The sequence below is a fragment of the Oleidesulfovibrio vietnamensis genome (genome assembly GCF_055388115.1).
Genome location: NZ_AP042419.1, coordinates 2,989,461 through 3,013,736 on the forward strand (window position 1 = coordinate 2,989,461; position 24,276 = coordinate 3,013,736).

Here is a 24,276-nt window from a genome sequence, read left to right on the forward strand (position 1 = left end):
TCAGGCCCGCCAGCGCAGCCGCGCTTCCACCTTGCGCGCAAGCAGAGAGCAAAACAGCGTGAGCATCAGATACAGCAGGGCAATGGTTGTCCACACCTCGAACGTTCTGAATGTGGACGCCATGAGCTCCAGCCCCTGAAAGGTCAGTTCCTGAACAGAAATGACGGATACTATGGCCGAATCTTTGATCGTGGAGATGAACTGTCCTGCCAGCGGGGGAATGATGACCTTGAGCGCCTGAGGAAAAATAACCAGCCGCAGCATGTCAAAACGCCCGAACCCCAGCGAGGCGGAAGCCTCCCACTGCCCGCGCGGAACAGATTCCACACCGGCCCGCACGATTTCAGCTATATAGGCGCCTTCGTAAATGGCAAGAGTAAGCACGCCGGCCGTAAATGCAGACACAGCGGGCAACGGCCCCAGCAGAAACTCCACAATGCGCTGCTGCAAAGGCGAAAGGCGGTACAGAGCATCCTCCAGACCGGTGGCAGGCATCACCTGCGAACTGACAAAAAAATAAAAAATGAATACCAGCACCAGCGGCGGCAGATTGCGCACGCTCTCTACATAGGTGCGGGCCAGCATACGCCGCAGGCGGCTGCGGCTCACACGGGCCAGACCGGCCAGCGTGCCGAAGACCACGGCCAGCAGAGTGGCCCAGATGCTCAGCCGTATGGTGGTCAACAGTCCCTGCACAAGCAGGTTAGGCACCCAGCCCGCCTGCGCGTCGTGCCGGAAAAAATACTGCCATATCACATGCCACTGCCAGTCGTATCCTGCCCCTGTCCAGATGCGCCATGCAAAAAAAGCAGGCAGCACGCAGCAGGCAGCCAGCAGCAGATAGTCAAGCAGACAGAACCGGTGTGTGTTTTTTTTCATGAAAAGGTCGGCAACGCGGCACAATACCGGCTGCCGCGACGGAAGCCGCACAGTTTCCGCCGCGGCGCTCCGGAGTTATTTGATCCTGCTTTCCCAGTCTTTTGTTTCAAACCAGTAATGCTTGCGCTCTTTCAGCCAGCCTTCTGATTCGACCATGCGTATCCAGTTGTTGAACACATTCAGCGTGTCTATGTCGCCTTTACGCACGGCAAATCCCACAGGCTCACGGGTAAAGGTTCCTTCCACCGGCATAAAAAGCGTGTCGGGATGTTCCAGCACGGTAAAGGCAGGCAGCGGGGCGCTGGAAACCATGGCGTGGGCACGTCCGTTAAGCAGTTCCTGTACCGCCTGCGCTTCGTCATCAAACAGACGCACCTGCGCTGCAGGAAAATATTTTTTGGCCACGGAAGCTGCCGTGGTGCCTATGCGGGCCACCACAACCACGTCCTCCCGGTCAAAATCTTCCAGCCGCGAAAAGCCCGCGGCTTTCCCTTTGTGCGCCATGACGGCCATACCGGCATAATCATAGGGAATAGTGAAGTTGACGGAAATATTTCTGTCCGGCTTCACACTCATGCCGCCGATAATCACATCAAATTTGCCCGTAAGCAGCGCGGGTATGATGCCCGACCATTTGGTGGGCACAAACTGCACTTCCAGCCCGAGATCAGCTGCCAGACGTCTGGCCACATCCACCTCGAACCCGATGAACTCACCCTGCTTGTCTTTCATGGCCCACGGAACAAACGTGGAAAAACCCACCTTCAGCACGCCTCTGTCCACCGCACGGGCGATGGTGCTCTGCCGGGTAAGTTCCTGCCGCACATCGGCCCAGGCTCCGGCGGCCAGACCAAGCAGCAGCACGGCGGCAACCGCCGCAGTCAGCATCCGTTTCATACAAATCCTCCTTATGCGGCAGCCTTGCGACATGCCTTTGATCCGGTTCTCAGCCGGCACTCAAGGCGCTGTGCCAGCAGTGAAAGACTGAGCGTAACGACAAGATACATGGCAGCCACCATAAACCAGATTTCAAAAACCAGAAATGTTTCTGCAATAATGGCCTGCGCCTGCATGGTCAGGTCGTAAATGGCAATGGTGCTTACCAGCGCCGAATCTTTAACCAGTGTGACCATCTGCCCGGTAAGCGGCGGCAGCACATGTCCCAGCGCCTGCGGCAGCACAACCTTGCGGTAAGTGGCCGCGCGGGTCAGCCCCAGACTGCGTGCAGCCTCCCACTGACCGGCAGGTACAGCCTGTATGCCCGCACGGATTATTTCCGATATATAGGCGCCTTCAAACAAGCTGAGCGCGAGCACGGCGGAAAAAAACCTGTCCATGCCCGTCAGCGGGGCCACCACAAAGTACATGACAAAAAGCTGAATGAGCAGCGGCGTATTGCGGACAGTCTCAAGATAACAGACAGCAAGAGCCCGCCCCACCACAGAACGCGAAAGCCGCAGCAGCACCGCGGCAAGCCCTATGACGGCTGCCAGAACCAGGCTGACGGCCGATACCTTGAAGGTGACCAGCAGCCCCTGCAGCAATGGACCGGCATGCCATCCGCCGCGCGTGTCCGCAAGATAGCGCAGGGCACGGTGCCACTGCCAGTGGTAGCCCAGCTGTTCCGTACCGCGCAGCGTAAACCACACCACCCCGGTCATGACGGCAAGATACAGCATCATATCCACCGCCCACGGACGCCGTGCATCCGTCACCGCGCGCCAGATGCGTACCGGCAGCCGCACCCTGCATCTGGCCGTCGCAGCGGCATCGCGCGGCATGCTGCCGTCACATTCCACGGCGCGCTCCTCCGGCACGGCGGCCGGCATCGGATTCATACTGCGGCACCGGCATCACTCCCCGATAATTTTAACCAGTGCGCGTTTTTTACGGCGGCCGTCGAACTCACCGTAAAAGATGCGCTCCCACGTGCCGAAGTCGAGTCTGCCCTGTGTCACTGCCACCACTACTTCGCGTCCCATTATCTGCCGTTTCATGTGTGCATCGGCGTTGTCTTCGCCCACGTTGTGTCTGTACTGCGACACAGGCGCATGGGGTGCCAGACGCTCCAGCCATTCGTCATAATCGCTATGCAGCCCGGCTTCGTCATCATTTATGAACACGCTGGCCGTAATATGCATGGCGTTGACAAGGCACAGACCTTCACGGATGCCGCTTTCATGCAGGCAGGCTTCCACCTCTTCCGTTATATTCACAAAGGCTCTGCGCGCAGGTACTTCAAACCACAGTTCCTTTCTGTACGACTTCATCCCGCCTCCGTGCGGTTATCATTCCCAGTGTATCATCGGACCGTAGCCTACACAGCCGCTCACGGCAAGCGCGGCGGCATGTTTGTGCTCCGGTCATGCAAAAAGCCGCCCCGCATGCGGAACGGCTTTGCATACCGGCTGTTCAGAAAAAGCCGTGGAGTAACGCACAGCAGGTTACGAAGACGCCACCGTGGAAATGATGCGCTGCAGTTCACCGGCCTTTGCGGAAAGCTTGTGCACCATGCCCGCGGCTTCAGCCAGCGAACGCGCCGAATTTTCAGAAATGATGCGCACCTCGTCCACCGCCTGACTTATATGTTCGCTGGTGGAAGACTGTTCTTCGCTTGCCGTGGCGATGGCCTGCACCTGATCGGTGGTGCGGATGACCAGATCCACAATTTCGCGCAGCGAATCACCGGAAGCCGATGAAAGCTCGCGGGAACGCTGCACCGCCAGCACCGATGCTTCAACGTTCTGCACATTATTGCGGGTGCCCGCCTGTATCGAGGTAATGGCCGCGCCCACCTCTGAAGTTGCCTGCATGGTTTTTTCCGCCAGCTTGCGCACTTCATCGGCCACCACGGCAAAGCCCCGTCCGGCGTCACCGGCACGGGCGGCCTCGATGGCTGCGTTAAGCGCCAGCAGGTTGGTCTGGTCGGCAATGTCGCTGATGACCGTCATCACCTGTCCTATGCCTTCGGCCTGACGCCCCAGATCGCCCATGCTCACCTTCAGGCCTTCCGCCAGCCGCGCCACCTCGTCAATGGCGTTCATGGCTTCTTCCACCACCCCGGCCCCCTGACGGGCCTTGTCGCAGGCTATGCCCGCCTGTTCCGCAGCCGCTGAGGCACTGCGCGCCACATCCAGCACCGCGACGTTCATCTGCTCCATGGCAGACGCGCTTTCCACCGTCCGTTCCGTCTGTGTCTCTGCATCTCTGGCAGACTGCATTATCAGCTGGTCCACGCTTCCGGCAATTTCACTCACGGTAAGCGAAACAGTTTCAGACGATTTCACTGCGGCGGCGATACTTTCATTCTTGGAGACTATCTCCGCCTCGCGCGCACGCAGGTCTGTCAGATCCTGATAGATGCACAATGCGCCCATAAGCCCGCCCGACAGGTCAAACAGCGGCGAGGCATGAATCTGAATGCGCCGCGTGTTGCCCTTGCGCGTGGTCAGATCCACCTCGCGGCTGGTCACGGTATGATGCTCCAGACTGTCGCGGAGCACTGTTCTGCGCGATGCATCGCCGTAAAAAAACAACGCCACGTTCTGCCCGTAGTGGTCTTCCGGCTTTCCGGTCTGCTCCAGCAGACTGATGAGCGACGGGTTTGTGTAGGTCAGCACCTCATCGTTATCCACCACCACAAAGGGAGTATCGATACCTTTGAGAACGCCCTGTGCAAATCCCAGATTGTACTTGAGCCGTGAAAGCAGCGAATCAAGTGCAAGACGCATTTCAGCCAGCTCGTCGCCTCCGTCACAGGCAAAGCAGACGCTGTAATCGCCGTCCAGAATTTTTTCCACACGCTGCTGTATTTCCGCCACGGGACGCGTAACCTTGCGCACCAGCACCACAGCCAGCGGCACCACGACAAGACAGTACGCCGCAACAGTGCTCACCGCCCCCCACAGCAGCAGGCTGCGCACATCGCCGGACGGGGCAGAGGCATACTGCCACCCCGCAACACACAGCGGCACAGCCAGTCCGGCAGCTGCGGTCAGCAGAGCCAACGCCTTAACCGAAATCTTAGAAAACATTACCAGGCCTCCCTTCACCGGTGCACGCCGCTGATTTTTCCCGAAATGAGAGGTGCACCCGCTTTTGTAACCATATCGTCAGATATCTGTAACGCTTTACCCCGCACAACGCCAGTTTTCCGGTTTTCCGGAAACCTGTATCCGCACAGTCTGTATAGCCGACTGCAACATACGGCCATCTCACAATTTTAACTTTTCTTCATAATCCGGTTACTGTATAAACACTCCGTCATGCAATCCACAGCCAGCCACACAAAAGCGCCCGGAAAATCACACCCGGTTGTCACCGAAGATCAATACTTCAGTGTCTCTCCTCTTATGCTTCTTGCAGACAACGCCGCACTGTTCAGTGTTTATCTGCGACAGGGCAACAACTTTGTATTGTACACACACGCCGGTGAAATGTTCACACACCGGCACAAACAACGGCTGGCCGAAAACGGTGTTACGGAAGTATGGCTGAAAGAAAGCCAGCGCCATGCATACACGGCACATGTGGAACAGCATCTCGGCAATGTGCTTGCAGACGATTCACTGCCCGCAGAAGCACGGGCCGGTGCCCTGTACGGCATAGCCTCCGACGCACTGCAGGATGTATTTGCACAGCACGGCGCCGGAGCATTGCCGGCGGACACCGCCCGGCGGGCCCGGCAACTTGTGGAGCATATCATCTCCTTTCTCAAAGTGCCCAACGGTATAACGGCGCTGGGCAGATTCATCGCCCATGATTATCACTCGTGGACACACAGCCTGAACACCACGTTCTACACGCTGGGCATTCTGCAGTCTTACGGGCTGCCCGATGAAAGCATGGCGCATATAGGTCTTGGCGCCATGCTGCACGACATCGGCAAAGCCGAGATACCTTCTTCTATACTGCTGAAGCCCGGCCCTCTCACCGCTTCCGAACGACAATGCATCAACACGCATCCGCTTATGGGAGTTGCGCGGCTGGCACAGACCGAACTGCCGCAGACAACACTCAACTGCATCCTCTTGCATCATGAGAAACTGGACGGCTCGGGGTATCCTTCAGGAATCGGCGGTACGGCCATTCCGCTTGCAGTCCGCGCAGTGACCGTTGCAGACATATACGACGCGCTCGCATCTGAAAGACCCTATGCCGCGGCCCGTCCGCCATTTGCGGTGCTGCAGCTGATGCGCGGAGAAATGGCTGATGAACTGGACATGGATGTTTTCAAAAACTTTGTTCTCATGCTGAGCAATGCCGGTCTGACTAAAACATAAGAGCCGCTGCAATATGTTGTCTGTCTTTTTGCAGCTGATGCTATTGACATAACACCACTATAATTTCTAGAGTTCTTCTAGTAACATTTTTACGGACCGTCCGCCCCGTCCCTTGCCGGACGGCCAGCACCGAGCGAATCGGTTTCCTGAGCCCTACAAGACCGTCATAATTGTGTTTTTACTCAGTATCGGCATCTTTTGCTGTAGCTAAAGCCTATGAAACAAATATGACCCAGGCACAGACGGCCTCATTGCACTCTGCCGAAGAATTCATGCCTGTTCCCTGCGCCATGCTGCGCACGGACATGCTGGGTCAGTTCGGCCTCTACATCCGGCAGGGCGGAAACCACGTTCTGTACACAAAGGCCGGCGAACGCTTTACCGAACGACACAGGCGCATACTGAGCGCCAACGGTGTGGAGCAGGTCTACATACGCACCCGGCGCAAACCGGAATATAAAGAGCATGTGGCCCGTTATCTGGGCGACGTGCTGGCAGACGAAAGCATACCCCTGCCCGCGCGGGCCCGCATATTTTACGAAACATCCACCGAAATAGTGCAGGAAGTCTTTGCCACCAGACTTCCGCCCACGCTGGCGCGCGACAGTTTTGACCGCATTCTGCAGTTTGTCACAGAGGGCATCGGCTTTCTGACCCTTGAAAATTCCATGGGCACCATTGCCTCGCTCATTGCGCACGACTACTCCACCTACACGCACTCCATTCATGTTTTTGTGTATTCGCAGGCCATTCTGCAGACATACGGATTTGATGAAGAAAGTCTGATACAGTTCGGGCTGGGCGCCATGCTGCATGATATCGGCAAAACCGCTGTGCAGGACTGCATACTGACCAAGCCGGGCCCCCTTACCGAAGCTGAGCGGCGCAGCGTGAACCTGCACCCGCTGACCGGCGTAGGACTGTGCACCCGCATGCCGCTTTCGCAGGACGCCCTGCACTGCATCCTGTTTCATCATGAAAAACTGGACGGTTCGGGATATCCCTGCGGGCTGACTGACCCGCAGATTCCCCTGCCCGTACGGGCCATCACCATAGCAGATATCTACGACGCTCTCACTTCGCACCGGCCCTATGCGGAAGCCCGCAACCCTTTTGCCGTTCTGCGCCTGATGCGCGAAGAAATGCACAGTCAGATAGATATGGACGTGTTCAAACGGTTTGTGGTCATTCTCAGCGGAGCCAGTGTCATCTGACGCGTGCACACCCCGCACAACCGGATTATTGCGCCCGCGGCCTGTGCAGCAGGCTTTTTTTTATCGACACCGGAAAAGCGCGCCACATCAGCCGTAAGGCGTTATCCGGACTGAAACGGTCCAAAAAAAAACGCTCCGTGCACTTCCCCCGCGCCCGTTTATTATTATATGTGAAGGGCGCAACTGTTCTGCGCACCCATCAGCAGTGACCGGAGGATCATCATGTGGGATTACACCGACAAGGTTCGAGACCACTTTCTCAACCCGCGTAACGCGGGTGCCATAGAAGACGCCAACGCCGTGGGAGAGGTAGGAAGCCTTGCCTGCGGCGATGCTTTGAAACTATACCTCAAAATTGACGATCAGGAACGCATTGTAGATGCGAAATTCCAGACGTTCGGCTGTGCCAGCGCCATTGCCTCTTCCTCCGCCCTGACGGAGATGATCAAAGGCATGACGGTGGATGAAGCCATGAAGGTGACCAACAAGGACATCACCGCTTATCTGGGCGGGCTTCCCCAGCAGAAAATGCACTGCTCCGTCATGGGGCAGGAGGCGCTGGAAGCCGCCATTAAAAATTACCGCGGCGAAGAAGTGGAACAGCACCACCACGAAGGGCAGCTGGTCTGTAAGTGCTTCGGCGTGACCGACGAGCAGATTATCCGCAGCATACGCGAAAACAAACTGACCTCGGTGGAAGAGGTGACCCACTTCACCAAGGCCGGCGGCGGCTGCGGCGACTGCCTGAACGACATACAGAAGCTGCTGGATGAAGAACTGGGCAAAACAGCCGCCTGCGAAGTTCCCGAACCGCAGCCGCGTACCCTCAGCAATGTCCAGCGCATGCAGCTGGTGGTAAAAACGCTGGAAGAAGATATACGCCCCAGCCTGCAGAAGGACGGCGGCGACATAGAGCTTGTGGACATTGACGGCAAGGAAGTCAAAGTCGCCCTGCGCGGCATGTGTACCCACTGCCCTTCCAGCCAGCTCACGCTGACCAATTTTGTGCAACGTACGCTGCGCGAACACGTGGAACCGGACATCACGGTGAAGGAGGTTTCATAAATGCGCACCATATATATGGACAACAACGCCACCACCGCCGTTGACCCCGCCGTGCTGGACGAAATGCTGCCGTACCTGAAAGACCTGTACGGCAACCCTTCCAGCATGCACACCTTCGGCGGGCAGGTAGGCCGTCAGGTGGCCGAGGCCCGCGAACGCGTGGCGCGTGCGCTGGGCGCCCAGCCCGAAGAAATTCTCTTCACCTCGTGCGGCACCGAAAGCGACAACACTGCCATCATGTCCGCCCTGCAGGCCCAGCCTGAAAAAAAACATATCATCACCACCCGCGTGGAACACCCCGCTGTGCTTAATCTGGTACAGCATCTGGAAAAAAAGGGGTATGAAGCCACGTATCTGAGTGTGGATGAAAAAGGACGTCTTGATCTGGATGAGCTGCGCGGTGCCCTGCGCAAAGACACGGCCATCGTTTCCGTGATGTACGCAAACAATGAGACCGGCACCATTTTTCCCATCAAGGAAATTGCAGCCATCGTCAAGGAAAAGGGCGCGCTTTTTCACACAGACGCAGTGCAGGCCGTCGGCAAACTGCATATAAACGTGCAGGAAGTGCCTGTGGATTTCCTTGCGCTTTCCGGCCACAAGCTGCACGCCCCCAAAGGTGTGGGAGCGCTGTACGTGCGCCGCGGCACTCCGTACCGGCCTTTTCTGCGGGGCGGACATCAGGAACGCGGCCGCCGTGCCGGCACGGAGAATGTGGCCGGCATCATCGCGCTGGGCAAAGCCTGCGAGCTGGCTTCCCTGAATATGGAAACCGAACGCACCACCGTCAAGGCGCTGCGCGACAGGCTGGAGAACGGCCTGCTCAATGCCATACCCGAAGCCATCATCAACGGTGATACGGACAACAGACTGCCCAATACAACCAATATCGCCTTCAAATATGTCGAAGGCGAAGCCATTCTGCTGCTGATGGACGGACACGGCATATGTGCCAGCTCCGGTTCGGCATGCACTTCAGGCAGCCTTGAGCCTTCGCACGTACTGCGTGCCATGGGTGTGCCGTTCACCTATGCCCACGGCTCCATCCGGTTCAGCCTGAGCCGGTTCAACACACAGGCGGATGTGGACTACGTGGTGGACGAACTGCCGCGCATCATCGCCCGTCTGCGTGAAATATCGCCCTACCGCAGCGGTGAAGACGCGCAGGCAAAGCCTGCGTGTACCTGCTGAAACGGCCCGGGCATACATGCATCCGAGGGGCCGGAAACGGACGCACTGCGCGTCCGGTTCCGGCCTTTTTTTACAGCAAATGGAGGAAACACCGTGAACATCGCAGAAAACATGGCCGCTCTGGTCGGAAACACCCCGCTGGTACGCCTGAACAGGCTGGCACGGGGTTGTCACGCCGAAGTTGTCGCCAAACTGGAATTTTACAACCCCTGCGCCTCGGTAAAAGACAGAATCGCCCGCAGCATGATCGAATCGGCACTGGAGTCGGGAGAAATCAACGCCGATTCGTTGCTGGTGGAACCCACCAGCGGCAATACCGGTGTGGGGCTGGCGTTCATCTGCGCGGTTCACGGGCTGCGGCTGACCCTGACCATGCCGGAATCCATGAGCGACGAACGTAAAAAACTGCTGCGCAGTTTCGGCACCACGCTGGTGCTCACCCCCGCGGCACAGGGTATGCGCGGCGCCATTACAGAAGCCGAGCGCATCGTGCGTGAAACCCCGGGAGCCGTCATGCTGCAGCAGTTTGCCAATCCCGCCAACCCCGCGGCACATTACGCCACAACGGCTGAAGAAATATGGCGCGACACAGACGGCAGAGTGGATGCGTTTGTGGCCGGTGTAGGCACCGGCGGCACCATCACCGGCACCGGCAGACGCCTGCGCGAGCTTAATGCGGGGGTGCGCATCATCGCCGTGGAACCTGAAGCATCCCCCGTTCTTTCGGGCGGTGCTCCCGCACCCCACCCCATTCAGGGCATAGGCGCAGGCTTTGTCCCTGAAGTGCTGGATACCGGAATCTATGACGAAGTATTCAAGGTTTCCGGTGACGATGCCATGAACACCGCACGCGACCTGCTGCGTCAGGAAGGTATTCTGTGCGGCATTTCCTCGGGGGCAAATGCATTTGCCGCACTGGAAGCGGCCAGACGGCCCGAAATGAAAGGCAAGCGCATCGTATTCATTGTCTGCGACACCGGCGAACGCTACCTGAGCACACCGCTTTTTTCCGGCCAGAGCTAGCACGCTTTTTTGCCAACCCTCCAGCAGAGCAACGGAACACATATGAGGAACTGCAGTAAAGAACCGGACAACATATGCGCAGACGGCATGGACTGGCTTGACGATGTGGTGGAGACCATGTGCAGCCCGGAATCGTGCAGCAAAGTGTTCAGCAAACCGCTGAACAACGCGCCCATGCCCTCGCTGGAAGAGCTGACGGAAATAGTGGACAGGCTGAAGGCAGCCCTGTTTCCGGGATATTTCGGCAAATCATCCATCGAGATGGAGTCCATGCGCTACCATCTGGCGGCCAATCTTGATTCCATCTACCGCAAACTGGCAGACCAGATACGACGGGGCGGCTGCTTCACCTGCGCCGAATTCGCCAACGACTGCCACAGCTGCGATGTCTATTCCCACGACCTTGCAAAACGGTTCATCGAACAGTTGCCTCAGATACGCGGGCTGCTGCTGGGTGATGTCACCGCAGCATTCGAGGGCGACCCCGCCGCAAAAACCCCCGGCGAGACCGTTTTCTGCTATCCGTCCATAACCGCCATGCTGCATCACCGCATCGCCCATGCCCTGTATGACCTTGATGTGCCGCTCATTCCGCGCATCATAAGCGAAATGTCACACTCCAGAACGGGCATAGACATTCACCCCGGCGCCCGCATCGGCGAAGACTTCTTCATCGACCACGGCACGGGCGTTGTCATAGGGGAAACATGCATCATCGGCAAAGGCTGCCGCCTGTATCAGGGGGTCACGCTGGGGGCGCTTTCTTTCCCCAAAGACGCCAGCGGAACACTCATCAAAGGTAATCCGCGCCATCCCATTCTGGAAGACAATGTCACCGTGTATGCCGGTGCCACCATTCTCGGGCGCGTGACCATCGGCAAAGGGTCCATCATCGGCGGTAACGTGTGGCTGACACACGATGTGCCCGAAGGATCAAAAATCGTCCAGCAGCGCAGCACGCGCCCGCAGGCGGACGAAAAAATGCTGGGTACCAAAAACGGACGCTGATTGCGTCACAAGCTGATTCCGGCGGGATGTCCATGGGCATCCCGCTTTTTTTCATGCCCGCCCCTGCCTGACCATACCATGTGCCGGGCATTGCCCGCGCAGCGACACCGCATTGCCGCAAGACTTTTTCTCCGGTTGTGTGTCATAGTGCGGCAACTTTCACTCAACCGGGCGTTTCTGCGTCCGTAACGTTACGGGGTACCCATGACCCATCGCAAATTTGAACAGCGACTCAATCTGGTCACCATAGGCGTGGCCGACCTTGACCGCAGCAGGCAGTTTTACCGTGCACTGGGCTGGACAGAAGTGGAATCACCGGACGCCGGGCACATCGCTTTCTTCGATATGGGCGGAACATGGCTGGCGCTTTTTCCTGCCGGCAACCTGCTTGAAGACATAGGCATGAAAGGCGCGTCGCCTGCCCCCGGCGGCATGACTCTGGCACAGAACGTGCGCAGCGAGGCAGAGGTGGAAGCCCTGCTGTCCACTGCGGAGCATGCAGGTGCCCGCATTCTTTCGCCCGCGGTGCACAAACCATGGGGTTATTCCGGCTATTTCGCCGACCCCGACGGCACCCCGTGGGAAGTTGCCTATGTACCTGCGCTGCCGCTGGATGAAAAAGGCATGATCCGCTGGTAGTGTTATAATTACCGCCGCCATGCGGAAGTGGTATGTTCCGGGCATACGGCGGCAGGATGCCATGTACTGTCCTGCCGCCTTCTGCAACTGCTGAAGCAACGGAGATACCCGCATGTCCGAAAACAGCCGAACTGCATCACACCGTCCTGTTTTTTTTTCAAAGCAGCCGATAATGGACTCGGACCGCCGCATATGGGGATACGAACTGCTGGGCGGAGAAATCCAGCAGGGAATTTTCACCGTATTCCCGGAGCACGAGGCAGCCGCAACCAGTCTTGGTTCCAGCGCCTACTTCCGTCTGCAGGAAGACATGGACCGCGGCAAACGCGTCATGGTCGCATTTGATGCCGAAAGCATCATTCTGGGCATACCGCGCGCACTGCCGGCCAAGGCGGGTGTTGTGCGGGTCTCGCAGGAAGCGACCAAGACAGAGGGCGTGCCCGAAGAACTGCGTGCGCTTAAAAAAGACGGATACACCATTGCCATAGACTGCTCGCACGCCAACAGACCCGACAAGGAATGCATGCTGCTTGCCGATGTGGTCTGCGTTGATTTTTCCGTCAAGGCGGCCGTCATCGCATGCAGCCGCGGCGATGCTTCCAGCACCATGCTTGCCCGCGGCATCCGCGACAACGACATGTTCGAAGCCGCGCGCAGAATGGGCGTGGGGCTGTATCAGGGACCTTTTTTCAAGGAACCGGAAATAACGGAAGGACAGGGACTGTCTTCGCATAAAGTGGCCCGGATAGAGCTGATGGCCATTCTTGAATCGCCGGACCCCGACCTGAAAGGCGTCGCAGAGGCTGTAAAGGCCGATGTGTCGCTCACATTCCGCCTTATTTCGCTGCTCAACAGCTCCGCATTCGGATTCCGGCAAAAAATCGAATCTGTGGACCATGCCGTAAATCTGCTGGGGTGGAATCAGACCCGCTCGTGGCTGCGGGCCGTTCTGGTGGCCGATATGGCAGGTCAATCCGAAGGTTCGCAGGAACTTGCGCTCATCTCCATGCAGCGGGCGCGCTTTCTGCAGCAGCTTACCGCCCACTACGACTACTGGGGCTTCAACCCCGAAACACTTTTTCTGCTGGGCATGTTCTCGCTGCTGGATGCCATTCTGGGTATTCCCATGCAGGAAGTGACAGACATGCTGCCGCTGACCTCCAGCCTGAAGGAAAGCCTGACAGGCGACCCCAACAATGAGCACCGCCCGCTTTTTGACCTTATGGAGGCGCTGGAAGACGCAGACTGGAACACGCTGCACGAAATGGTGCCCAGACTCGGGTTTGAGCCTGATGTGGTCAGAAGCCTGTACTCCGAAGCCATGGACTGGGCTGCATCGTTTTTTGCCGTGCAAAGCGGCCCCACCGCGTAAGCAATCCTTGCTGCATATACCGGACCGGCCCGCGGCGGCACCCGTGGTGCCGCCGCGTTGCCGCAGTGCCGCGTGCAGCGCATTCTGTCATACCGCGAGCCGCGATACCCCGTTCATGCGGCCGCGCCCGCACGGCGTATCATACCCTCAGGAGATGAGCGGATGATGAAGACAATGCTTCTGGAATCAGCGGCACAGCTTCCGCTGCCGGATCCGGCCCTCAGCAGTCTGCTGGCACAGAAAAGCGCAGTCATGGCTGAAGCGCTGACAAGGCGCATGGAAATGCGCCCTGATCTGGAAACCCTCATCGGGCCGGGCAATCGCGGCCTTATGGCAACTAATCATATAAACCACTTTGAGTATATCAGTACACTGGTATCGCTGTACGATCCGGCATCCTTTGTGGAAACAGTGCTGTGGGCGCTGCGGACCTACATGAGCCGCGGGTTCACAGCGGGCTACTGGCACGCCATGCTGCCCGAAGCGCAGAACACCGCAAAAGAACACCTACAGCAAGACGAATACAGCAGGATATCTCCTCTTTATACATGGCTTTGCAGCCATATTGCCGACTTTGTGGTCATAAGCGGCAGCACAGCATCGTTTTATGAAAGCTTGTCTTCTATACAGCGAGAAAAGCATGGCGGCGCCAACTGACAGATTTCTTCCTTGCGAAGCGGAAAAACTGGCCGGAACGTATCTGGAGCTTATGCTGCAGGCGCGCAGAAACGATGCGCTGCGCTGCATTCAGGAGGCCATCGCACGCGGGGCGTCACTATCCGACATTTACCTGAAGGTACTGCAACCCGTGATGTATGAAACAGGCCGTCTGTGGCAGATCAACGCCATTGACATTGCTGTGGAACATTACATTACCGCGGCCACGCAACTGACCATGGCCCATATCTTTCCCCATGCTCTTTCCAAAAAACGTACCGGCAAAAAAATGGTGGGGGGATGTCTGGGAAGCGAACTGCACCAACTGGGGCTGCATATGCTCTGTGACCTGTTTGAAAGTGAAGGCTGGGACACCTATTTCATGGGTGCGGCAACTCCCGGCAAAAGCTTTTTGACTGTTGTGTCTGATCAGCATCCCGACCTGCTCTGCATATCGGTAACCATGCAGCGCGGCGTGCCCGAGGCCCGCGAAACCATAGAACTTCTCCGCGCAAAGCTGGGCGCAGACTGTCCCAAAATACTGGTGGGGGGACTGCCCTTCATACTCAGTCCGGGACTTGCCGCAGCAGTAGGGGCCGACGGCACGGGAACCGACGGCGCGCAGGCTGTCGCACTGGCAACGCAACTGACATCATAACCATATGAAGCAGCATTCAGAAACCAATACGGTACGCTTCACCTGCGACCGCAACGGCGTTATCAGGCACGTTGTCTCGGACAATGCAGGCCTGTTTGCCGGCATAGACCTGCCATTGCATATCAACGACCTGACCACGGCATCAGCACAAAAACGCTATCACGCCTTTCTGGACACGCTGACCGCAGATGGATTCGGCCTGTGCGATTCTCTTGTTCTGCGCGGCAGAACAGGTGTTCGGCAGTTTGCCGTCTTTGGTGTCTGCAAAGGCGACTGCTTTCATATGATCGCGCTGCAATCGTCCCCGCATATTACAAACATTTTCAGCGAGTTCATACAGATGCTGAATGAACAGGGGGTGCTGCTGCGGGCAACGCAAAAAAAGGCTGCGGAAGCCCGCAGTACGGGCAGCGACAACGTGCAGCTGCTTGAAGACTACATGATAATAAACAATGAGCTTTCGCGGAACAAACGCGAGCTGGCAATCAGACACGAACAGCTGAAAAAAGCCTTCAGCGACATTGAGGAACTAAGCCGCACCGACCCGCTGACCGGAGCCTGCAACCGCCGCAAGGTCATTGAATTTCTGTCAGCGGAAATCGACCGCAGCAAACGTTACGGCACACCGCTGTCCATACTGAGCCTTGATATAGACCGATTCAAGGCCATCAATGACACTTACGGGCACGCTGCCGGAGACGACGCGCTTATTGCATTCTGCAGAGTATGCAGGCAGCAGCTCAGAAAAACAGACCTTTTCGGCAGAACCGGCGGCGAAGAGTTTGTCGCCGTTCTTCCCCATGCCGCCTGTCGCGACGCACAAATCTCGGCAGAACGCATCCGCCGCCATGTTGAACAGATACACATTACGTATAACAACGCATGCGTGCGTTTTACAGTCAGCATCGGCATAGCCGTTCACGAGGCAGGGGAAAATACCGATACGCTGCTGCGCAGGGCCGATGCCGCGCTTTACAGGGCTAAAACAGCAGGCCGCAACACAGTCAGCGTGGCAGAAAAATCTCCGGTAATGCCCGCAGAAACTCCGCACGGGCACAGCCCGGAACAGCCCGCTGCCGGACATAAATAAATCATTCCCGGCCCTGCAGGACGCTCTTTCCTTAACCGCACGCCGTGCGCAGGGACCGTTTCCGCCGCAGCACGCCTGAAAAAACATGAACTGCTGCCGCAGATATCCGCCACAGAAAACCCGCACGGAACATGCATCCCGTGCGGGTTCAGCGTACAAGGCGGCAGGCTATTTGCCGAGAGGCTCCACATGCCAGATGCCGCGGGCATACTCCATGACCGAGCGGTCGCTGGAAAATTTACCCATGTTGGCGGCATTGAGAATTGACTTGCGTACCCACTGGTCCTGATCAAGGTACAGCGCGTCCACAGCGGCCTGCGCCTCCATGTAGGGACGGTAATCGGCCATAAGCATGTAATAGTCGCCGTGGTGCATCAGGCTGTCATACACAGGGCTGAACAACCCGCGTTCGTCGGGAGAAAAAAAGCCCGAACCGATCATATCCATCACCCGGCGCAGCTCTGCATCGTTTTCATAAAATTCCCGGGGGTTGTATCCGGAACGCCTTTTTTCCGCCACTTCATGCGCCTTGAGGCCGAATATAAAAATATTTTCGGCTCCCACTTCCTCCATTATTTCCACATTGGCACCGTCCAGCGTGCCTATGGTCAACGCTCCGTTAAGCGCAAACTTCATATTGCCCGTGCCGGAAGCCTCCATGCCTGCGGTGGATATCTGTTCGGACAGGTCAGCGGCAGGCACCACCTTTTCCGCCTGCGATATGCAGTAATTAGGCAGAAAAGCCACGCGCAGCCTGCCGGCGACATCAGCATCGGCGTTGACCACGCGGGCAACTTCGTTGATCAGCCTGATGATAAGCTTGGCCTGATAATATCCGGGGGCTGCCTTGCCGCCGAAAAGCACCGTGCGCGGTGTGATGTCCGCCGAGGGGTTATCCTTGATGCGGTTGAACAGCGAGATGACGTGCATCACGTTGAGCAGCTGCCGCTTGTATTCGTGCATGCGTTTAAACTGCATATCAAACAACGTGTTGGGATTGATGCCCATCTGCACTTTGCGCAGCACATAACGCGACAGCAGTCTTTTGTTTTCCAGCTTGGCTCTTGCCCATGCATCGCGGAATGCACTGTCTTCCGCCAGAGGTACAAGCTCGCGCAGTTTTTCAAGATTGCAGCACCATTCCGGCCCTATGCTCTGGGTTATCAGCCGCGAAAGAGCAGGATTGCACTGCATAAGCCACCGCCGCGGCGTGACGCCGTTGGTCACGTTGCGTATCTTGCGCGGATAATATTCATGAAAATCACGGAACAGACCGGTCTGCAGTATATTGCTGTGCAGCGCCGCCACGCCGTTCACCGTATGGCTGCCCACAATGGCAAGGTTGGCCATGCGCACCCGCTGGCCTCCTTCTTCCTGAATGACAGACATGCGTGAAAGGCGCTCGGTATCACCGGGAAATGTTGCGGCCACACCTTCCAGAAAACGTCTGTTTATTTCATATATTATCTGCATATGCCGCGGCAGCAGCCTGCCCAGCAGGTCCACAGGCCATGTTTCCAGCGCTTCGGGCAGCACGGTGTGGTTGGTATAGGCAAAGGTGCGGGTGCAGATATCCCACGCCACATCCCAGCCCATGCCGTACACGTCCATAAGCAGACGCATAAGTTCGGGTATGGCTATGGCGGGGTGTGTGTCGTTAAGCTGCACCGCAACCGCCTCCGGCAGTGCGGCAAGCGATGTATGCTGCTTCAGATAACGGCGCAGGATATCCTGAAACGTGGCGGAAACCAGAAAATACTGCTGTTTGAGCCGCAGTTCCATTCCCTGCAGAAACTGATCGTTGGGATACAGCACCTTGGTGATGTTTTCGCTCATCACCTTGCCGTGCATGGCCCCTATATAATCGCCGCGGTTAAAATCAGACAGGTTGAATTCGCGGCTGGACTGCGCAGTCCACAGCCGCATGTTGGAAACATGCGAGCAACCGTATCCGGGAATGAGAATGTCGCACGGCATGGCCATGACATTTTCCGTATCCACCCAGCGGAAACGCACATTGCCGTCAGAGTCGTAGTAAGTTTCGGACCGGCCGTAGAACTTCACCTCGTACAGTGTGTCAAGGCGGGTTATCTCCCATGGGCATCCGTGTCTGCGCCAGTTGTCGCAGCGCTCTTCCTGATTGCCGTTCACGATGGACTGATAGAATATGCCGTAGTCATACAAAATACCGTACCCGTATCCCGGAATATTCTGGCTGACCATGGAATCGAGATAACACGAGGCAAGACGCCCCAGCCCGCCGTTGCCCAGACCGGCATCCCATTCCTCCTCTTCCAGCTCTTCCAGCGAAAAACCCAGCTCGGCCACAATCTCGCGGCACTCATCCACTATGCCCATGTTGGTAAGGTAGTTCATCAGAAAGCGGCCGGGCAGAAATTCCATGGAAAGATAATACACCCGCTTGGCCATGGAATCGTAATAATCGCTCTGGGTCCGCATCCACAGGTCGACCAGACGCTCGCGCACGCTGTACGCCAGCGCGTTGTAATACGAAAACTTGCGCTTGCTGCGCGGATCGTTGCCCAGCAGCGCCACCATGTTGCGCCTGATATCGTCTTTCAGTTCATCAAGCCTGAAGACTTCCCTGACGTTCTTGCTCATCTTGCAGACTCGGGACATGAGGCCTCCTTGTTGCACGGCGACACAGCGGTCTGCCGGCGGGTAATACCTTCATAGTAGCTGCCCCGGGCGGCGGTGTACAGCCGCGAAACGTTATAAGTACAGACTGCGCGCAAACAGAAAAGACCCGCCGCGGGCGGGTCTTTTGCAAAACAGAACATCAGACGGCACTCCGGTGCCGTGCGCAGCGTCACATGCAGAACATCAGCAGGTTGGGACGTGCACCGACCTGCGGCACCCGGCAGAACTCCGCCTGTGCATTGCGCCGCATGGCCTGCATGTCGTCACCGCGGATAAGCCTGCCGAACAGCCTGTTTCCGAACGTGAAATTGGCCGCGTAGTACATGATGAGCTTTTTATACAGTTTGATGGCGCGGGCAGGATCATAATGCGCTTCCAGCGCATCCATCAGCGCAAAAAGCGTGTCGCGGTATGTCTGCTTTTCCGGAACAAAACCGCGCGTCCACTGTGCAAAAATCCACGGGCGAGCTATGGCCAGTCTGCCCAGCGAAACACCGTCGCAGCCTGTGCGTTCCAGCATGGCGGCGCAATCCGCTGCATCAAAAACATCGCCGTTGCCGATAACAGGAATATCCAGCGCGTCTTTCACCAGACCGATATGCGCCGTTCTGGGGCGATGGGTGCGCCTGTCGGGCGCCACACGGGGGTGAAAGACCAGCGCATCGGCACCGGCGTCCTGAAGCCTGCGGGCCAGATTCACCGCCGGTTCCGGATCAGGGCTCCACCCTGTGCGCATTTTGACAAAGACAGGCACAGACACAGCGCGGCGCACGGCATCCACCATGCGCACAGCGCGCTCCGGATCACGCAGCAGATCCGCTCCGCAGCCTTTTTTCACAATAGGCGCCACAGAACAGCCCATGTTGATGTCCACACCGAAAAAGCCTTCGGACTCAACCCTGCGGGCAGCCGCAGCCATATCCTGCGGATCGGCACCGAAAAGCTGGCAGACCAGCGCGGGCAGTTCTTCCGGACGCCAACTGAACACCGGAGACCGCGCCGGATTTTCCGTAGGCACCGCGCGTGCGCTGCACATGCCCGTAAACACCAGCCCGCATCCCCCGAAGCTTTCGAGCACCTGCCGGTAGGCAATATGCCCGAGACCGGCCATGGGAGCCAGAAACAGACGGCCGTTCACCGTTCTGCCGCCTATCTGCAGCGGTTCAGTCAGACGGGCGGCAAGGGCGGCGTCAAAAACCCCGTCAGCGGCCACGGCCAGATCCGGCCCGTCACCGGAAAGACTCTGCTGCGGACAGGATTCAACGGCATCGGCTGCTGTATATTCTTCCGGCTGCATCATAAGATTTCCTCTGCGCCCGCGGCGCCGCTAGCCAAGCGTATCGGTAAGCAGTACGGAACCGTCCAGACCGCATACGCGGAACACTCCGTCTTCCAGCACCGCGTATGAAGCCGCGTACCCGCTTTTGGGCAGCGAGCACGAGCCGGGATTCCACAGGTGTACCACGCCCCCGCCGGCAAGTGCGGCTGTCCCGGCCTGCGGCACATGCGTATGCCCGTAGACAAATACGTCACCGTCTGCCAGCGGCGGCAGGTTATCGGGCGAATACCTGTGGCCGTGGGTCAGAAACAGCCTGCGGCCGCCCGCCAGCACCCACGCGAAGTCGCTCATCATGGGGTACTCGATAAGCATCTGATCCACTTCGCTGTCGCAGTTGCCGCGCACTGCCACTATCCGGTTTTTCCAGCCGTTAAGCAGTGCCGCCACGCCTTTGGGATCATAATCCGCGGGCAGCGGGTTGCGCGGGCCGTGGTAAAGCGCATCCCCCAGCAGGACCACTGCATCGGGCTGCATGGCCTTCGCTTTTTCCAGCACGGTGCGGGCGGCGCCTGCACTGCCGTGTATGTCGGAAACAAATAGTATTTTCATAGTATCAGCACCATAATCCAAGCATTGCGTAAAAAATAAAAAAGCCCCCGCAGCACGCAGGGGCAAAAAGCCTGCCGGTCACCGGTCTACAGCACTTCGATACGAATGCGTCTGGGGGTGACCTTCTGCTGTTTGGGCATATAAATCGTCAGAACACCGTCGGCAAGACGCGCTGCCGTGGCCGCCCTGTCCACCATGTCCGAAAGAGTGAACTGGGCGTAATATTCCACATCACCGAACTCGAACGCATGGATGCGCTCGCCTGCTGCACAGCCGAACCGGCTGAGGGCATGCACCGTCAGCTCGCTGCCGTCAATATCCACGATCAGTTCCTGTCTTTCCACGCCGGGCATGTCAAGATACAGGTAAAAGCCGTCTTCACGCTCCACAAGATCAGCTGCGGGACGCACACGGGGACGTCTGGGATTCTGGACTTTCTGCTGGCATGTTGTCATGGACTGTCCGGATGCTGCACGCGGTTAACGTATATCTATTCTGATGGTCTGGGGACGCTGACCGGTATGTTTGGGCAGCACCACTTCCAGCACACCGTTGCGCAGCGTGGCACGCACGGCGTCTCTGTCGATGGGCACCCCCACGGTGATTACCCGCTGAAACGGTCCCGTGGGCCGTTCCTGCCGGTAATAGCGTCCCTGTACGGGTTTCAGTTCGCCTTTGAGCGACAATGTCTTGTCGGTAATTATCAGCTCAAGGTCGTCCATACCGGCACCGGGCACCAGCGCGCGCACATACACGGCGCTGTCATCCTCGCCTATGTTCAACGGCGGAAAAGCAGCCTGCCGCGGCGCACCACCGGCAAAGGCGTGATCCATCTCTCCGGTCATGCGGTCGAGCAGATGCGGAAACTCATAAAACGAACTGAAATCTATGGCCATGAAAAACTCCGCGGCACACGGCGCCACACAACGGCACCGCACGCACCGGTCTTATGCTTCATTCCCGGCGGCACCGCGGTCGCCCTGCTGCCAGCGGGCTGCGGGTATGGCCTCTTCCACCAGCATCACGGGAATATCTTCGCGCACGGGGTAAACCACCGCGCACTGTGCACACGCCAGCCCTTCGCCGTCGGAAGTGGGTTCCACAGACGACTTGCACTTGGGGCAGGCCAGAATTTCAAGCAGTTCTTTACTCACGTTCACGGACAGGACTCCTGATATATTTTACCGCACCATACAGCGAAGCGCACGCAGGAGCAAGCGCCGCCGCATACGGCCCGCCACACAGCCGGACACAGTATGCACCCGCCGCCGGGTGTCAGACAGTATTTTTCCGCTCACCGGCTGCGGCAGGCGCAGTTGACACCGCACCCGACGGGCCGTAGCATCCATGACACGTACAGAACCCCCGTCATACTTACATCCACGCCATCCACCGGAGCCTGCCATGACCGCTTGCCGCTATATAGACCTGCACACCCATTCCACCGCATCCGACGGCAGCGACACCCCGGCCGCAGTAATAACAAAGGCACACGCCGCGGGACTTGCCGCCGTGGCATTGACAGACCACGACACGCTGGACGGTCTGGATGAAGCGGCAGAAACCGCCGGCCGGCTGGGTGTGGAGCTTGTCCGCGGCTGCGAACTGGGAGCCATGTGCCCCTACGGAGAAGTCCATATTCTCGGGCTGTGGCTGCCCGAAACCCCGAAGGCGCTGCTGCGCACGCTGGCGGAACTGCGTCAGGGACGTCATGACCGCAATGTGAAAATTGTTGATAAGCTGCGTGCTCTGGGCATGAACATCACCTATGACGAGGTGCGCGATGTGGCGGGAGAAGGTTCCGTGGGCAGACCGCACATAGCGCAGGTGCTGGTGCAGAAGCAGGTTGCCGGTTCCACCCGGCAGGCCTTTGACATGTATCTGGGCGACAGGGGAGCGGCCTATGTGCCACGCAAATCGCTTTCGCCCGAAGGTGCCGTCAAGGCGCTGAAGGCCGAAGGCGCCACCGTATCCTTTGCCCATCCCATGCTCATAAACGCCCCTGATGACTGGCTGGAAGAAACAGTGGCATCACTGACAGCGGCAGGGCTGGACGCCATAGAAGCCTATCACAGCGAACATTCCCAGAAAGACATCCGCCGCTGCGTGGAACTGGCGGACCGTTACGGGCTTGCGCTTACGGGCGGTTCGGACTACCACGGCAGCGTCAAGCCCGACATATCGCTGGGCACGGGCAAGGGTGGCTTGCGCGTGCCGTATCTTATACTCGAAAAACTGAAGGCGGCCCGCACAGCAAACGGACTGCCTGTCTGACGGATACCATGCCCCTGACAACATTTTCTCCGGAACTGCTGGCCCCTGCCGGTGACATGTCCAGACTGGACGCCGTACTGCGCTACGGTGCCGACGCCGTCTATCTGGGCGGCACGGAAATGAATCTGCGCGCCGGTGCCGCGGGGTTCACCCCCGAAGCTCTGGGCACTGCACTGGCCAAAGCCCGCCGCTGCGGCGCCAGAGTATACTGCTGTGTCAACGCCCTGCCCTACGAGCATCAGCTGGAAACGGTGCGCGCCACACTGGAAAGACTGGCGCAGCCTTTCAGCTGCAACCAGCAGACTCTGGAACCGCACTGGCGCGACGACACGCTGCCCGACACCACGGAAAACAGCATTGACGGGCTGATCATAGCCGACCCCGGCGTGCTGCGCATGGCGCGCCGCATAGCGCCGCACATCCCCGTGCACATGAGCACACAGGCCAATACGGCCAACAGCGAATCCGCAGCATTCTGGCGCGATATGGGGGCAAGCAGGCTAAATCTGGCGCGCGAGCTGGGCGCGGCGGACATACGTGCCATCATGCGGGCCGTACCCGACGTGGAATATGAAACATTTGTCCACGGGGCCATGTGTCTTGCCGTTTCCGGCCGCTGCCTGCTGAGCGCATGGATGAACGACCGCCCCGCCAATCTGGGGCAGTGCACCCACCCGTGCCGGTTCGACTACCGCACGGCGGGGCTTGCCGCCAGTGATGCGGAACCGGACCATGCAGGCATCGAACTGGACGTCGAAGAACGCACCCGCGCCGGCGCACCGGCATGGACGGTGACGCAGGACAGTGGCTGGTCACACATCTGGAGTCCGCATGACCTGTGTCTGGTGCGGTATCTGCGCTGGTTTGCCGTGCAGGGCGTGGCTGCACTGAAAATTGAAGGCCGCATGAAAACCGCAGGCTATGCCGCGCAGGTTGTTGATGTTTACCGTACTGCCGTAGATGACCTCGCCGCCGGGCGTTTTCGCCCTGCGCTGTACATGCGTGAGCTGTGCAACACGGCCACCCGTCCGCTTTCGTCAGGTTTTTTCCTGCCCCGCGGACGCAGGCGCACCTGGCAGGCGGCCTCTTCCGGCCATCGTCTGCCGCTGGTGGCCAGAACAGGCCGCCGTCTTTCCGCAGGCAGCTGGGAAATGGCTGTACTGGCACCGTGGCAGTGCGACAGACCGGTCGAGATTCTCGTTCCGGGACTGAAAAGGCCCCTGCTGCAACCGCAGCACTGCCGCGTGGAAAACCACAGAGGCGAAACCGCGCGGCAGGTGCACCCCGGCACTTCCGCGATACTGCACTGCGACCACCCCGACCTTGCTCCGGGGCTGTTTCTGCGGGCCTGCACATAGCACGCAGCACCGCCTGC

Annotated in this window: 24 protein-coding genes; 13 read left to right on the plus strand and 11 right to left on the minus strand. The window is 58.3% G+C overall.

Features of this window, described 5'->3' with window-relative positions; all coding sequences use genetic code 11:
• The 5 genes from ACZ5D1_RS13415 to ACZ5D1_RS13435 form a co-directional block, all read right to left on the minus strand.
• The gene (locus tag ACZ5D1_RS13415) at positions 1–879 is read right to left on the minus strand and encodes an amino acid ABC transporter permease (RefSeq protein WP_464555139.1); all 879 of its coding nucleotides are present in this window, start codon (positions 877–879) and stop codon (positions 1–3) included.
• Positions 880–954: 75 nt separating this feature from the next.
• Positions 955–1,776 carry a transporter substrate-binding domain-containing protein gene (locus ACZ5D1_RS13420; RefSeq protein WP_011368828.1) on the minus strand — a complete coding sequence of 274 codons (822 nt, stop codon included), beginning with the start codon at positions 1,774–1,776 and terminating at the stop codon, positions 955–957.
• A gap of 11 nt (positions 1,777–1,787) precedes the next feature.
• Positions 1,788–2,717 (minus strand): amino acid ABC transporter permease, encoded by a 930-nt coding sequence (locus tag ACZ5D1_RS13425; protein WP_273193386.1) that lies wholly within the window; start codon positions 2,715–2,717, stop codon positions 1,788–1,790.
• Positions 2,718–2,732: 15 nt separating this feature from the next.
• Entirely contained in the window at positions 2,733–3,149 is a 417-nt protein-coding gene (locus ACZ5D1_RS13430; protein ID WP_011368830.1) for a secondary thiamine-phosphate synthase enzyme YjbQ, read from the minus strand.
• A gap of 174 nt (positions 3,150–3,323) precedes the next feature.
• Entirely contained in the window at positions 3,324–4,913 is a 1,590-nt protein-coding gene (locus tag ACZ5D1_RS13435) for a methyl-accepting chemotaxis protein (RefSeq protein ID WP_011368831.1), read from the minus strand.
• A 318-nt stretch (positions 4,914–5,231) separates the two neighbouring features.
• Between ACZ5D1_RS13435 and ACZ5D1_RS13440 the strand changes: the two genes are divergently transcribed.
• The 11 genes from ACZ5D1_RS13440 to ACZ5D1_RS13490 all read left to right on the plus strand — a co-directional run bounded on the left by ACZ5D1_RS13440 (position 5,232) and on the right by ACZ5D1_RS13490 (position 16,078).
• Positions 5,232–6,161: an HD-GYP domain-containing protein gene (locus ACZ5D1_RS13440; RefSeq protein WP_464555143.1), complete on the plus strand. Its 930-nt coding sequence runs from the start codon at positions 5,232–5,234 to the stop codon at positions 6,159–6,161.
• A gap of 227 nt (positions 6,162–6,388) precedes the next feature.
• Positions 6,389–7,375, plus strand: a complete 987-nt coding sequence (locus ACZ5D1_RS13445) for an HD-GYP domain-containing protein (RefSeq protein WP_011368833.1) — start codon at positions 6,389–6,391, stop codon at positions 7,373–7,375.
• A gap of 222 nt (positions 7,376–7,597) precedes the next feature.
• On the plus strand, positions 7,598–8,440 hold the full coding sequence (nifU, locus tag ACZ5D1_RS13450; RefSeq protein ID WP_011368834.1) for a Fe-S cluster assembly protein NifU: 843 nt from the start codon (positions 7,598–7,600) through the stop codon (positions 8,438–8,440).
• Positions 8,441–9,631, plus strand: a complete 1,191-nt coding sequence (nifS, locus tag ACZ5D1_RS13455; protein WP_011368835.1) for a cysteine desulfurase NifS — start codon at positions 8,441–8,443, stop codon at positions 9,629–9,631.
• A gap of 93 nt (positions 9,632–9,724) precedes the next feature.
• The gene (cysK, locus tag ACZ5D1_RS13460) at positions 9,725–10,654 is read left to right on the plus strand and encodes a cysteine synthase A (RefSeq protein ID WP_464555145.1); all 930 of its coding nucleotides are present in this window, start codon (positions 9,725–9,727) and stop codon (positions 10,652–10,654) included.
• Positions 10,655–10,696: 42 nt separating this feature from the next.
• Positions 10,697–11,662, plus strand: coding sequence for a serine O-acetyltransferase EpsC (gene epsC, locus ACZ5D1_RS13465; RefSeq protein ID WP_011368837.1), 966 nt, complete (start codon positions 10,697–10,699; stop codon positions 11,660–11,662).
• 204 nt (positions 11,663–11,866) lie between these two features.
• Positions 11,867–12,301, plus strand: a complete 435-nt coding sequence (locus tag ACZ5D1_RS13470) for a VOC family protein (protein ID WP_464555146.1) — start codon at positions 11,867–11,869, stop codon at positions 12,299–12,301.
• Positions 12,302–12,473: 172 nt separating this feature from the next.
• Positions 12,474–13,673 (plus strand): EAL and HDOD domain-containing protein, encoded by a 1,200-nt coding sequence (locus ACZ5D1_RS13475; RefSeq protein ID WP_158303376.1) that lies wholly within the window; start codon positions 12,474–12,476, stop codon positions 13,671–13,673.
• A 162-nt stretch (positions 13,674–13,835) separates the two neighbouring features.
• Positions 13,836–14,330 carry a hypothetical protein gene (locus ACZ5D1_RS13480; protein ID WP_027182392.1) on the plus strand — a complete coding sequence of 165 codons (495 nt, stop codon included), beginning with the start codon at positions 13,836–13,838 and terminating at the stop codon, positions 14,328–14,330.
• Positions 14,314–14,988 carry a cobalamin B12-binding domain-containing protein gene (locus tag ACZ5D1_RS13485; protein WP_464555148.1) on the plus strand — a complete coding sequence of 225 codons (675 nt, stop codon included), beginning with the start codon at positions 14,314–14,316 and terminating at the stop codon, positions 14,986–14,988. The genes ACZ5D1_RS13480 and ACZ5D1_RS13485 overlap by 17 nt, the downstream gene beginning before the upstream one ends.
• 4 nt (positions 14,989–14,992) lie before the next feature.
• Positions 14,993–16,078, plus strand: coding sequence for a GGDEF domain-containing protein (locus ACZ5D1_RS13490; RefSeq protein WP_464555150.1), 1,086 nt, complete (start codon positions 14,993–14,995; stop codon positions 16,076–16,078).
• Positions 16,079–16,246: 168 nt separating this feature from the next.
• Here ACZ5D1_RS13490 and ACZ5D1_RS13495 read toward each other — a convergent pair whose 3' ends face one another.
• The 6 genes from ACZ5D1_RS13495 to ACZ5D1_RS13520 all read right to left on the minus strand — a co-directional run bounded on the left by ACZ5D1_RS13495 (position 16,247) and on the right by ACZ5D1_RS13520 (position 21,787).
• A complete protein-coding gene (locus tag ACZ5D1_RS13495) occupies positions 16,247–18,718 on the minus strand; it encodes a glycogen/starch/alpha-glucan phosphorylase (RefSeq protein WP_011368843.1) in 2,472 nt (823 codons plus the stop codon).
• A gap of 190 nt (positions 18,719–18,908) precedes the next feature.
• Positions 18,909–20,039, minus strand: coding sequence for a tRNA dihydrouridine synthase (locus ACZ5D1_RS13500; RefSeq protein WP_155891403.1), 1,131 nt, complete (start codon positions 20,037–20,039; stop codon positions 18,909–18,911).
• Between the two features lie 27 nt (positions 20,040–20,066).
• The gene (yfcE, locus tag ACZ5D1_RS13505; protein WP_464555151.1) at positions 20,067–20,627 is read right to left on the minus strand and encodes a phosphodiesterase; all 561 of its coding nucleotides are present in this window, start codon (positions 20,625–20,627) and stop codon (positions 20,067–20,069) included.
• A gap of 86 nt (positions 20,628–20,713) precedes the next feature.
• Entirely contained in the window at positions 20,714–21,082 is a 369-nt protein-coding gene (locus ACZ5D1_RS13510; RefSeq protein WP_011368846.1) for an Hsp20/alpha crystallin family protein, read from the minus strand.
• 24 nt (positions 21,083–21,106) lie between these two features.
• Positions 21,107–21,523, minus strand: a complete 417-nt coding sequence (locus tag ACZ5D1_RS13515) for an Hsp20/alpha crystallin family protein (protein WP_011368847.1) — start codon at positions 21,521–21,523, stop codon at positions 21,107–21,109.
• 51 nt (positions 21,524–21,574) lie between these two features.
• The gene (locus ACZ5D1_RS13520; protein ID WP_011368848.1) at positions 21,575–21,787 is read right to left on the minus strand and encodes a Trm112 family protein; all 213 of its coding nucleotides are present in this window, start codon (positions 21,785–21,787) and stop codon (positions 21,575–21,577) included.
• A 244-nt stretch (positions 21,788–22,031) separates the two neighbouring features.
• On the opposite strand from ACZ5D1_RS13520, the gene ACZ5D1_RS13525 reads away from it, so the two are divergent.
• Together ACZ5D1_RS13525 and ACZ5D1_RS13530 are read left to right on the plus strand one after the other, a co-directional pair.
• On the plus strand, positions 22,032–22,901 hold the full coding sequence (locus ACZ5D1_RS13525) for a PHP domain-containing protein (RefSeq protein WP_011368849.1): 870 nt from the start codon (positions 22,032–22,034) through the stop codon (positions 22,899–22,901).
• A gap of 8 nt (positions 22,902–22,909) precedes the next feature.
• Positions 22,910–24,259: a peptidase U32 family protein gene (locus ACZ5D1_RS13530; RefSeq protein ID WP_011368850.1), complete on the plus strand. Its 1,350-nt coding sequence runs from the start codon at positions 22,910–22,912 to the stop codon at positions 24,257–24,259.
• Positions 24,260–24,276: the final 17 nt, after the last annotated feature.

Bases quoted from the DNA above. Each gene is read 5' to 3' on its own strand.
- ACZ5D1_RS13420 (WP_011368828.1), bottom strand. From the start codon at position 1,776: ATGAAACGGATGCTGACTGCGGCGGTTGCCGCCGTGCTGCTGCTTGGT.
- ACZ5D1_RS13510 (WP_011368846.1), bottom strand. From the start codon at position 21,082: ATGACAACATGCCAGCAGAAAGTCCAGAATCCCAGACGTCCCCGTGTG.
- ACZ5D1_RS13430 (WP_011368830.1), bottom strand. From the start codon at position 3,149: ATGAAGTCGTACAGAAAGGAACTGTGGTTTGAAGTACCTGCGCGCAGA.
- ACZ5D1_RS13490 (WP_464555150.1), top strand. From the start codon at position 14,993: ATGAAGCAGCATTCAGAAACCAATACGGTACGCTTCACCTGCGACCGC.
- ACZ5D1_RS13425 (WP_273193386.1), bottom strand. From the start codon at position 2,717: ATGAATCCGATGCCGGCCGCCGTGCCGGAGGAGCGCGCCGTGGAATGT.
- ACZ5D1_RS13515 (WP_011368847.1), bottom strand. From the start codon at position 21,523: ATGGCCATAGATTTCAGTTCGTTTTATGAGTTTCCGCATCTGCTCGAC.
- ACZ5D1_RS13470 (WP_464555146.1), top strand. From the start codon at position 11,867: ATGACCCATCGCAAATTTGAACAGCGACTCAATCTGGTCACCATAGGC.
- ACZ5D1_RS13445 (WP_011368833.1), top strand. From the start codon at position 6,389: ATGACCCAGGCACAGACGGCCTCATTGCACTCTGCCGAAGAATTCATG.
- yfcE (WP_464555151.1), bottom strand. From the start codon at position 20,627: ATGAAAATACTATTTGTTTCCGACATACACGGCAGTGCAGGCGCCGCC.
- ACZ5D1_RS13500 (WP_155891403.1), bottom strand. From the start codon at position 20,039: ATGATGCAGCCGGAAGAATATACAGCAGCCGATGCCGTTGAATCCTGT.
- ACZ5D1_RS13480 (WP_027182392.1), top strand. From the start codon at position 13,836: ATGATGAAGACAATGCTTCTGGAATCAGCGGCACAGCTTCCGCTGCCG.
- ACZ5D1_RS13485 (WP_464555148.1), top strand. From the start codon at position 14,314: ATGGCGGCGCCAACTGACAGATTTCTTCCTTGCGAAGCGGAAAAACTG.
- nifS (WP_011368835.1), top strand. From the start codon at position 8,441: ATGCGCACCATATATATGGACAACAACGCCACCACCGCCGTTGACCCC.
- nifU (WP_011368834.1), top strand. From the start codon at position 7,598: ATGTGGGATTACACCGACAAGGTTCGAGACCACTTTCTCAACCCGCGT.
- ACZ5D1_RS13525 (WP_011368849.1), top strand. From the start codon at position 22,032: ATGACCGCTTGCCGCTATATAGACCTGCACACCCATTCCACCGCATCC.
- epsC (WP_011368837.1), top strand. From the start codon at position 10,697: ATGAGGAACTGCAGTAAAGAACCGGACAACATATGCGCAGACGGCATG.
- ACZ5D1_RS13415 (WP_464555139.1), bottom strand. From the start codon at position 879: ATGAAAAAAAACACACACCGGTTCTGTCTGCTTGACTATCTGCTGCTG.
- ACZ5D1_RS13435 (WP_011368831.1), bottom strand. From the start codon at position 4,913: ATGTTTTCTAAGATTTCGGTTAAGGCGTTGGCTCTGCTGACCGCAGCT.
- ACZ5D1_RS13475 (WP_158303376.1), top strand. From the start codon at position 12,474: ATGGACTCGGACCGCCGCATATGGGGATACGAACTGCTGGGCGGAGAA.
- ACZ5D1_RS13530 (WP_011368850.1), top strand. From the start codon at position 22,910: ATGCCCCTGACAACATTTTCTCCGGAACTGCTGGCCCCTGCCGGTGAC.
- ACZ5D1_RS13495 (WP_011368843.1), bottom strand. From the start codon at position 18,718: ATGTCCCGAGTCTGCAAGATGAGCAAGAACGTCAGGGAAGTCTTCAGG.
- ACZ5D1_RS13440 (WP_464555143.1), top strand. From the start codon at position 5,232: ATGCTTCTTGCAGACAACGCCGCACTGTTCAGTGTTTATCTGCGACAG.